This is a genomic window from Bifidobacterium jacchi (assembly GCF_009078285.1).
Taxonomy (GTDB): Bacteria; Actinomycetota; Actinomycetes; order Actinomycetales; family Bifidobacteriaceae; genus Bifidobacterium; species Bifidobacterium jacchi.
The window spans coordinates 23,688-31,327 of the sequence record NZ_RQSP01000021.1 but is presented as its reverse complement, the minus strand read 5'-3'; the positions used below and the strand labels follow the sequence as shown (position 1 = coordinate 31,327).

The 7,640-nt window shown below is 61.9% G+C and carries 12 protein-coding genes and 1 tRNA gene; 3 read left to right on the top strand and 10 right to left on the bottom strand.

Annotated features, from left to right (window positions below):
• The first annotated feature begins 321 nt into the window (after positions 1–321).
• On the top strand, positions 322–1,461 hold the full coding sequence (gene hrcA / locus EHS19_RS06740) for a heat-inducible transcriptional repressor HrcA (protein WP_151917011.1): 1,140 nt from the start codon (positions 322–324) through the stop codon (positions 1,459–1,461).
• Between the two features lie 193 nt (positions 1,462–1,654).
• A complete protein-coding gene (gene dnaJ, locus EHS19_RS06735; RefSeq protein ID WP_151917010.1) occupies positions 1,655–2,806 on the top strand; it encodes a molecular chaperone DnaJ in 1,152 nt (383 codons plus the stop codon).
• A gap of 28 nt (positions 2,807–2,834) precedes the next feature.
• Here the strand turns inward: dnaJ and EHS19_RS06730 are convergent, their stop codons facing one another.
• The 8 genes from EHS19_RS06730 to EHS19_RS06700 all read right to left on the bottom strand — a co-directional run bounded on the left by EHS19_RS06730 (position 2,835) and on the right by EHS19_RS06700 (position 5,897).
• Positions 2,835–3,128 (bottom strand): hypothetical protein, encoded by a 294-nt coding sequence (locus EHS19_RS06730; protein ID WP_151917009.1) that lies wholly within the window; start codon positions 3,126–3,128, stop codon positions 2,835–2,837.
• A gap of 68 nt (positions 3,129–3,196) precedes the next feature.
• A tRNA-Tyr gene (locus tag EHS19_RS06725) sits at positions 3,197–3,278 on the bottom strand.
• Between the two features lie 90 nt (positions 3,279–3,368).
• Positions 3,369–3,821, bottom strand: a complete 453-nt coding sequence (locus EHS19_RS06720) for a hypothetical protein (protein ID WP_151917008.1) — start codon at positions 3,819–3,821, stop codon at positions 3,369–3,371.
• A 196-nt stretch (positions 3,822–4,017) separates the two neighbouring features.
• A complete protein-coding gene (locus EHS19_RS11850; protein WP_479680310.1) occupies positions 4,018–4,338 on the bottom strand; it encodes a hypothetical protein in 321 nt (106 codons plus the stop codon).
• A 148-nt stretch (positions 4,339–4,486) separates the two neighbouring features.
• A complete protein-coding gene (locus EHS19_RS10790; protein WP_175578355.1) occupies positions 4,487–4,624 on the bottom strand; it encodes a hypothetical protein in 138 nt (45 codons plus the stop codon).
• Positions 4,625–4,870: 246 nt separating this feature from the next.
• The gene (locus EHS19_RS06710) at positions 4,871–5,110 is read right to left on the bottom strand and encodes a hypothetical protein (RefSeq protein ID WP_151917006.1); all 240 of its coding nucleotides are present in this window, start codon (positions 5,108–5,110) and stop codon (positions 4,871–4,873) included.
• 182 nt (positions 5,111–5,292) lie between these two features.
• Positions 5,293–5,703, bottom strand: coding sequence for a type II toxin-antitoxin system HicB family antitoxin (locus EHS19_RS06705; protein ID WP_151917005.1), 411 nt, complete (start codon positions 5,701–5,703; stop codon positions 5,293–5,295).
• Complete coding sequence (locus tag EHS19_RS06700; RefSeq protein WP_151917004.1) at positions 5,700–5,897, bottom strand: type II toxin-antitoxin system HicA family toxin; 198 nt, start codon at positions 5,895–5,897, stop codon at positions 5,700–5,702. Before EHS19_RS06700 ends, EHS19_RS06705 begins: the two co-directional genes overlap by 4 nt.
• A gap of 530 nt (positions 5,898–6,427) precedes the next feature.
• On the opposite strand from EHS19_RS06700, the gene EHS19_RS06690 reads away from it, so the two are divergent.
• Positions 6,428–6,805, top strand: a complete 378-nt coding sequence (locus EHS19_RS06690) for a type II toxin-antitoxin system HicB family antitoxin (protein WP_151917003.1) — start codon at positions 6,428–6,430, stop codon at positions 6,803–6,805.
• Here EHS19_RS06690 and EHS19_RS06685 read toward each other — a convergent pair.
• A complete protein-coding gene (locus EHS19_RS06685) occupies positions 6,783–7,028 on the bottom strand; it encodes a hypothetical protein (RefSeq protein WP_151917002.1) in 246 nt (81 codons plus the stop codon). The genes EHS19_RS06690 and EHS19_RS06685 overlap by 23 nt on opposite strands.
• 195 nt (positions 7,029–7,223) lie before the next feature.
• Positions 7,224–7,484: a hypothetical protein gene (locus EHS19_RS06680; protein WP_151917001.1), complete on the bottom strand. Its 261-nt coding sequence runs from the start codon at positions 7,482–7,484 to the stop codon at positions 7,224–7,226.
• Positions 7,485–7,640: the final 156 nt, after the last annotated feature.

Here is a 7,640-nt window from a genome sequence, read left to right as displayed (position 1 = left end):
GATATCGTTGCCGTCGTTGTTTGCGTTGCCATCGTCGGTGCGTTCGGCGCTGTCGCGCGAAGTCGGAGAAGGTCCGCTACGTTGTTTGCGATCGTGATCTGGACCGGGGCCGGCGTGGTATCACTGGGAACGAACATGCTGGCACTCGGCAATGTCGAGTGCTAATAATGGAAAGGCGAAGGCGGCATGCATCGCCTGTGCGCGGCGTGCCGGGAACGTCGCATATGCACATATATGAACAGGTTGCGCCTGCGATTCGTTCGCGACCGGCGAACGGGGCGTGGCGCCGAAGCCCGCGAAAGCGGCCGAAGGGAGCGTGTGATGATGCAGTCGAGACGCATGCTGGTATTGCGGGCCGTCGTCGAGGACTATATCAGATCTCAGGAGCCGGTGGGGTCGGCGTCGCTGGCCAGAGGCCACGAACTCGGCGTCAGCTCTGCCACCATACGCAACGACATGTCGGCATTGGAGGATGAGGGCTACCTGATCCAGCCGCATACGTCGGCGGGGCGGATTCCCACGGAGAAGGGGTATCGCTACTTCGTGGATCGTCTCGCGAAGGTCGTGCCGTTGTCCCACGCCCAGCGCAATGCGATCGACGCGTTTCTCGCCGGTTCCGTCAGTCTTCAGGACACGCTGCAGCGCGCGGCGAGGCTGCTTGCCGGCATCACCGGGCAGATAGCGGTGGTCGCGTCGCCGGCGCTGTCGAAATCGGTGCTTCGGCATATCGAGATCGTTCCGGTGGCGGCGAATGTGCTGCTTGCGGTCATCATCACCGACACCGGCAGGGTCGCCCAGCATACGCTGCGCGTCGACCCGCCGGCGTCCGACGAGCTGACCCGGCTGATGACGGTCGTCAATGATCGGTGCGCCGGTCTGCCCCTGCGGTCGGCGGCCGATGCGGTCCGAGCGCTGGGCATGGGGCCGTTCGCCGGACTGCATGCGCTTGCCGAGTGCCTGGCGGGGGTTCTTGACGATATGGTTGACGACGATCGCGCCGGAGAGATGTATATGGCCGGGGCGTCGAGTCTCGCCCATCGGCGCAGCGACGATCTTGCGCCGATGCTGGATGCGCTTGAGGAGCAGGTGGTGATCATGCGGCTCATGAGCGCGCTCAGCGAGGAATCCGGTGCCGATGGCGTCGGTGTCGCGATTGGATCGGAAACACACACGCCCGGACTGCTCCATGCATCGGTGGTGACCGGCGGATATGGCGGATTCACCCATGGATTGGCCCATCCCGAACGAGGGCTTTCACCGGACGTCGGGGACGGCGAGGCGACGGCATCGCAGCGTCGGGCGGGCGACGGGACCGAACGTGAGCCGGTCGCCTTCGTCGGTTCCATCGGGCCGACCCACATGGACTACGCGGCAACCATCGCCGCGGTGCGTGCGGTCGCGAGATATCTGACCGATCTGCTTACGAACGAGAATCCGGACGATGCCGGTGTGTACGCGTGATGGCGAATCGGTGCAACGATCTGACTGAACCGTATGGCACAATGGCATGCGTGGTTCGCCGCCGGCTCGGGCGGATGGCCAAGCGGCGCGATACCATGCATGCGGCTGGATGCGACTGCTGACATGACCACGAGCAGACATCAATAAGACATAGTTAACGGACAGACATACATCAGAACCATAAGGACGGATAGTGGCAGACTACTACGAGGTGCTGGGAATCGAACGTGGTGCCAGCGACGACGAGATCAAGAAGGCGTATCGCAAGATGAGCCGCAAGTATCATCCCGACATCGCGGGTCCTGAATTCGAGGACAAGTTCAAGGAGGTCAACGCCGCCTACGAGGTGCTTTCCGACCCCGACAAACGACGCATGTACGATTCCGGCGTCGATCCCAATGATCCGAATGCCGGCTCCGGATTCCCCGGTGCTGGGTTCTCCGGCATGGCGGATATGGGCGACATCTTCGGTCAGTTCTTCGGCGGCGCGTTCGGTGGCGCGCAGGGGCCCACCCCGCGCAGTCAGCCGGGGCGAGATGCGCTCGCATCCCTGACCATCGATCTGAAGACGGCGGTGTTCGGCGGCACCGAACAGGTCAGGATCAGCACATTCGGTCTGTGCCAGGAATGCGGCGGAACCGGAGCACAGAAGGGGTCCGACACGGTCACGTGCCCCCAATGCCATGGACGCGGCTCCACCCAGCGCGTGGTGCGCACCATGCTCGGACAGATGATGACGTCCGCTCCCTGCGATCGATGCGAAGGTCATGGCACGATCATCGAGCATCCATGCCAGACTTGCATGGGGCACGGCCGTGTCAAGGCCGCCCGAATGGTTGGTGTGAGGATTCCGGCCGGCATTGACGACGGTGCGCGACTTCGATTGGCCGATCAGGGCGAGGTGGGCGAAGGCGGAGGAGCCGCCGGCGACCTGTACGTGGACATTCACGTGCGCTCCGACAAACGCTTCACCCGTGATGGCGACGATCTGCACTGCTGGTCGAAGGTGCCGATGACGTGGGCGGTGCTCGGCCACGAGATCGAAATCGACACCTTCGATGGTCCCAAGACCGTCGAGGTTCCCGCCGGATGTCAGCAGGACGATGTCGTCACCCTCAAGGGGCTGGGCGTTACCCGGCTGCGTCGCAGCGACGAGCGCGGCGACCTTGTCGTGCACATCGCGGTCGACATCCCCACCAGGATCACCGAGCGCGAGCGTGAACTCATCGAGGAATTCGCCGCCCTGCACGACGGTGACGCCGCTCACGCGTCGCAAAGCCCCAAGCCGGTCACGCAGGCGGCACGCAAGGGCTTCTTCTCCCGCCTCAAGGACGCATTGGGCTGACGGAACCTTGCGAAACGGCCGTTTCGCCTTACGGCAGTAGGGCGGAGCGGCTTTTCGTTTTTCCGTGGTTTTCCGCCTGTCCCCCTGTGAGCCTGGTGTCCTCGAATTCGCGCAGCTTGGCGTTGCTTGACTCGTTCGCGGTCTTGAGTTTCAGGTTGTCGTCGCGCAGGTGCTGGATGAGGTTCCACGCCTTCTCGGGGCTGAACTCCTCGCCGTCACGCTCCCACGGCGGCTTCTGACCGCCGTCCGCGTCAGGTGGTGTCTGCCCACCGGTATCGCCGGCGTTCTGATTCTGATCTTCGATGTTGGCTTCGTCGGCCATGATGGCTCCTTCCCGCCCGTCCTGCGGGCATAAGAAACCCACCATGGAACTTCCACAGTGGGCTGGCGTGGCGGGCACAGGATTCGAACCTGCGTGGCATGCTGCGGCCGCTTTACAGGCGGCTCCGATCGACCGCTCCGGCAACCCGCCAAGGAATGGTAGAATTGGTGATGAGCGGGGACCTTGCGCGACCAGCCGTAGGACTGGGGACAAGTCGAGTGGTATCCCCGCTCATTTCCGTCACAGTTTCAACTGGCGTAGTCCCGCGGAATCCCATATCCACAGTTCAGTGATTTTGTTGGCATGGTTCTCGTTGTATCGGGACAGTTGGCGAATCAGCTTGTCCGGGATCTTCGCATCGCCAAAATCAACGACGAAAACGTTCTTGGTCACGCCATGCTCTTTTGCGGTCGCAACGGCGTCGCTGATTCGTTTCGCGATGTTCTTGTATTTGGTCCCGGCAGGGGATTTAAGCTCCGCCGGAATTCCATTCCGGCTTATCCACTTGAAATCATTTCTGGGCACTCCGTCCTTCCCCGTGGGTATCCACTCCATGATCTCCCCCCGCTTCTGTGCTCGTTCGAGAAACACGATCTCCTGCGGGTACATTCGTTCGGAGTCCAACGGCGGGCCTCCGGCCGCTATCTGCCGACGCGCCCATTCCTCGTCCGAGACGTTCAGATCGTTGCTCATGGAGAGGATCCTGTTCTCGTTCGGGTCGTGAGGCCATGGGCTTGGGCTCCCCGACTGTGCGCCGGCCGGAATGATTGGCGGTTCCCCGCTCTCGGACGTACCACGATGATCCTGTTCCGCAGCCCCGATCACCGCCTTATGTGATCGCTGTCTGCGTCGTTCGGCGTGTTCTCGGGTTTTCCTCTCCGCATACGCCTTACGCCGCGCGGCCAATGCTTCGGGTGTGCCTCTGCGCGTCGCGGAGTCGCGGAAGCTTCCGTTTCTGCGCAGGATGGGCAGTACGGTTTTGGCGGTGCGCGGCGTTTTGTCGGGCAGGCTTTCGGCGGCGCGATAGTAGTCGTCGATCCATTGCTGTTCCTGTGCGGTGGGCTGCCAGTCGTCGTAGACGATCTCGACGGTGCATCCGCAGTGGGGGGTGGTATTTGTGCAATGTGCCGGAGGGGATGCCCGGTGCCGGGTTCGTGGTGTGCAGGGCCTTGTCGCGGCTGGTGTACACGGGGCCACGGGTGACGAGCATCGCACAGAACGCGCACGGGTCCCCGTCCGACACGCGCCGCCAGCCGTCGGCGCGACTCTTGGACACGCCGGGGATCCTCCAATGTCATTGCCATGATGGTTCGTCTTCTTTCGGGAATGGGTTGGGATGTGGTTGCTGCGGGAGGATGTCAGTCGGAGAACATGCGGTTGACGAAGACGCGGTTCGCCTGGCCCTTGGCCGGATGGTTTGGCTTGCCGCCCTGGTCGGACGTGCCCTTGGGCTTGGGATGCGCCCACTGGTCGAGCCGTTTCGCGTACCCGGTCATGGCTTCGAATGGCTGTCGTCATGTAGCAGGTCCGCGGGCGCGCCGGTGTCCTTGGCCACCTGCGCCTCCCAGTCGGTCTGCTGCGCTTCGCCGTGCGGCTGCTGCGCGTCCTGCTACCGATCGGTGTTGTTGTTGTTGGCTTCCTCGGCCATATGATTCCTCCTAATGGTTGATGATGGTGCCCGTTCCGGGCATAAAAAAACCACCCGTGCGGGTGGCTAAAGATCAGATGAATATGACCATGGGCTACAGTTCGCCCAATGCCTTCTTGCGTGCATACTCGGCACGGAGCTTGTCCGTAGAGAGATCGTCTTCCACGTCGAAACGTTTTTCCCATTGCTCGGCGATGTACGCTTGCTCTTCCGGCGTCGGCGGCTCCACTCCGATGAGTTTGCAGTTTCGCTTGATTACCTCAGGGTCGTCATTGAAGTGGCCTTGGCTGGCCATGAACGTGAACTTGTCCAGTCTGTCGGGGGCGATCGGCATGTCACACCATCCTTAGATAGACCAGCGGCGAGCCATCGGGAAGCTTACCAAGCCCCTCGAACTGAAGCATCTTCCCCCGCGCCAGCAGCACCTCATGCTCTCCGGGATGCCGGGTGAATGGCTCCAGGTATACGCCGTGGCTGCCCGGCGTGACAAGGTTTAGTCAAGCCCGCCGCCGGGCTTCATGCCTGTTGCAGGGCGCGGTACCGGTGTTCGAGGCCCTCGCGCAGCACCTCGCTGTAGTTGATGCCGTGTTGTTCGCCGAACGTGTCGAGCCATGCGGGGATGGTCACGTTCTTGCGGACGCTGCGCTTGCCGTATTTGGCGGCGTATTCGTCCATGTCCAGCCTGATGAGTGTGACGATGCCGCTCGGCTCCTCCGGCTTCACGTCTGCGATGTTGGTGGCGTGCGGGGCGCGTCGGCCTTCCTCGAGCTCGCCGAGCACCCATCCGCTGGCCGCATCCACGGCCATGTCCAGCGCCTCCGGCAGGTCGCGGCCCTCGGTGACTAGGCCGGGCATGTCCGGGCAGAGCACGGTGTATCCGCCGGGCACCCCGGATGGGTAGAGAACGACCGGGTAGACGAGTTTCATTTGATCCTTCTTTCGTTGATTCCGGCTTGCTTCCATATCGATTTGACGGTGAACGGCGCAAGGTCCCCGTTGTGCTTCGGGACGGTGACCCTTCCGGGCTTGTCGGGGTGCGTGTACTGGCAGTGGCTTCCGCTCTGCGAGTAGAGCCGCCATCCGTCCAGGAGCAGTATCCTCTCGATTTCCTTGAACCTCATACCATAACTATACGCATTGTGCGCATTGCATGCAAGCCGACGGGCTCCTGAACCGGATTCCTTTTCCCCCCCCATCGGGCCCTATCGCGTTCTGTCGCAACTACGGGGTGACCGTCATCCCCTCTTCGAATTAGAGGAGCGGGCGACGTGGGGCTCGCCGCGTGACTCCGTCCGCATGGGGGATCGCCTTGGGAGATCGTCCGTGAGCGCCGGGGCGGTCTGTCGCCGTGTCTTTTTTCGGAGCCCTGCGGCGTGGTCGTCGGCGTGGTCGTCGGCATGTCCGCACAATCTTAGTAAATATCACTTGACTTGATAAGTAAATAAGTATGAACTTTAGCCATGAAGCGTAAGGAACTGGAGAAACGGATCCATGGACTCGCCTAAGACAACGGCCTCGAGGACATCTGGACCGAGGGCGGCAACCACAGCAAGGTCACCGTCGGCAACGCCCAGACTATGGTGCCGCGCCACGGTGAGGTCAGCGAACTCACCGCTAGGGGAATTCTGAGGTATATCGAAAGGAATATGAAATGAGCGGATCAGTGGACGCCGCCGCAGTGTGCACGCGCAGCGGCGGCTGGTGGGCCGTCGAAGTCCCTGAAATTCCCGGCCTGTTCACGCAAGCCCGCCGTCTCGACCAAGTGGAGGCCATGGTGCGCAACGCGGCCGAAATGCTCGGCGCACAGGTCGGGGCAGTGGTCATCGACCCCCGGCTGGACGAGGGCACACAGCGCATGGTCGATAGCCTGTTCATCAAACGCGAAGAGGCGCGCAGGGCCCAGGACGAGGCCTCGAAGCTCGCTCGCGCCACCGTCGCCGCACTGCGCGGTGAGGGGTTGACCGTGCGTGACGTGGCCACGGTTATCGGCATCAGCCCCCAGCGCGTCAGCGCTCTGCAGGACGCGTGACCGTTTCTCGATCTCGCGCAGGCGGGCCGTGTTCGACTCGTTCGTGGTCTTGAGTTTGAGGTTGTCGGTGCGCAGGTTCTCGATGAGCTTCCACGCCTTCGGGGATGGGCTCCTCGCCGTCGCGCTCCCACGGAGGCTTTTGTCCGCCGTCCGCGTCAGGCGGCGTTTTTTCTCCGGCGGCACCGGCGTTCTGGTTCTGGTCTTCGAGATTCTCGTCGGCCATGATGGTTCCTTTCCGCCCGTCCTGCGGGCATAAGAAAACCCACCATGGAACTTCCACAGTGGGCTGAAAGAAAAAGAATCGGGAACCTTCCACCATGTCCGAGCAAACGGTTTTAAGGGTGAAAGGCACCGATTCCCTTTCGATATTTTATCTTTTCAGGTGGCGTATTGAAAACTGATATTGCTTGGGACTGGCCTATCGGCGATGCGCCTCCAGCAGATCGAGGTAGCGGTGGATGGCGGTATAGTCCGGATCTTCGGCGAGCTCATAGACCTCATCCGGGAATCGAGCGTATAGTTCCGGATGCGAATAGGCGACGTCCAAAGCGGCCGCGATAGCAAGATCAGGCTCGCCGACATGAATCATGTCACGGGCGTCTTCTTCGGCATCTAGATCCAGCCCCTTGATCAGTAGCAGGCACTTCTCGGCTAATTCAGTTAGTGTCTCGATCGTCATTGCCACGACTCCTCCACTGTTTGGCGCCGCTAGGCGGTACGTCGATCTTACCCCGAGCGGTGTTTCTGGTCACGCCTCTGCCTCCGACCGGATACGCTTGATTGATGTCGCGCACGCGGAAGCCGAACTCCATCTCGATGCGCACGGCGAACATGT

Excerpts from the sequence above, each read along its gene's own strand:
- EHS19_RS06720 (WP_151917008.1), bottom strand. The coding sequence starts at position 3,821 with ATGAGCAACGATCTGAACGTCTCGGACGAGGAATGGGCGCGTCGGCAG.
- EHS19_RS06700 (WP_151917004.1), bottom strand. The coding sequence starts at position 5,897 with ATGAGGTTCAAGGAAATCGAGAGGATACTGCTCCTGGACGGATGGCGG.
- EHS19_RS06690 (WP_151917003.1), top strand. The coding sequence starts at position 6,428 with ATGAGCGGATCAGTGGACGCCGCCGCAGTGTGCACGCGCAGCGGCGGC.
- EHS19_RS06680 (WP_151917001.1), bottom strand. The coding sequence starts at position 7,484 with ATGACGATCGAGACACTAACTGAATTAGCCGAGAAGTGCCTGCTACTG.
- EHS19_RS06685 (WP_151917002.1), bottom strand. The coding sequence starts at position 7,028 with ATGGCCGACGAGAATCTCGAAGACCAGAACCAGAACGCCGGTGCCGCC.
- hrcA (WP_151917011.1), top strand. The coding sequence starts at position 322 with ATGATGCAGTCGAGACGCATGCTGGTATTGCGGGCCGTCGTCGAGGAC.
- EHS19_RS11850 (WP_479680310.1), bottom strand. The coding sequence starts at position 4,338 with ATGCTCGTCACCCGTGGCCCCGTGTACACCAGCCGCGACAAGGCCCTG.
- EHS19_RS06710 (WP_151917006.1), bottom strand. The coding sequence starts at position 5,110 with ATGCCGATCGCCCCCGACAGACTGGACAAGTTCACGTTCATGGCCAGC.
- EHS19_RS10790 (WP_175578355.1), bottom strand. The coding sequence starts at position 4,624 with ATGACCGGGTACGCGAAACGGCTCGACCAGTGGGCGCATCCCAAGCCC.
- EHS19_RS06705 (WP_151917005.1), bottom strand. The coding sequence starts at position 5,703 with ATGAAACTCGTCTACCCGGTCGTTCTCTACCCATCCGGGGTGCCCGGC.
- EHS19_RS06730 (WP_151917009.1), bottom strand. The coding sequence starts at position 3,128 with ATGGCCGACGAAGCCAACATCGAAGATCAGAATCAGAACGCCGGCGAT.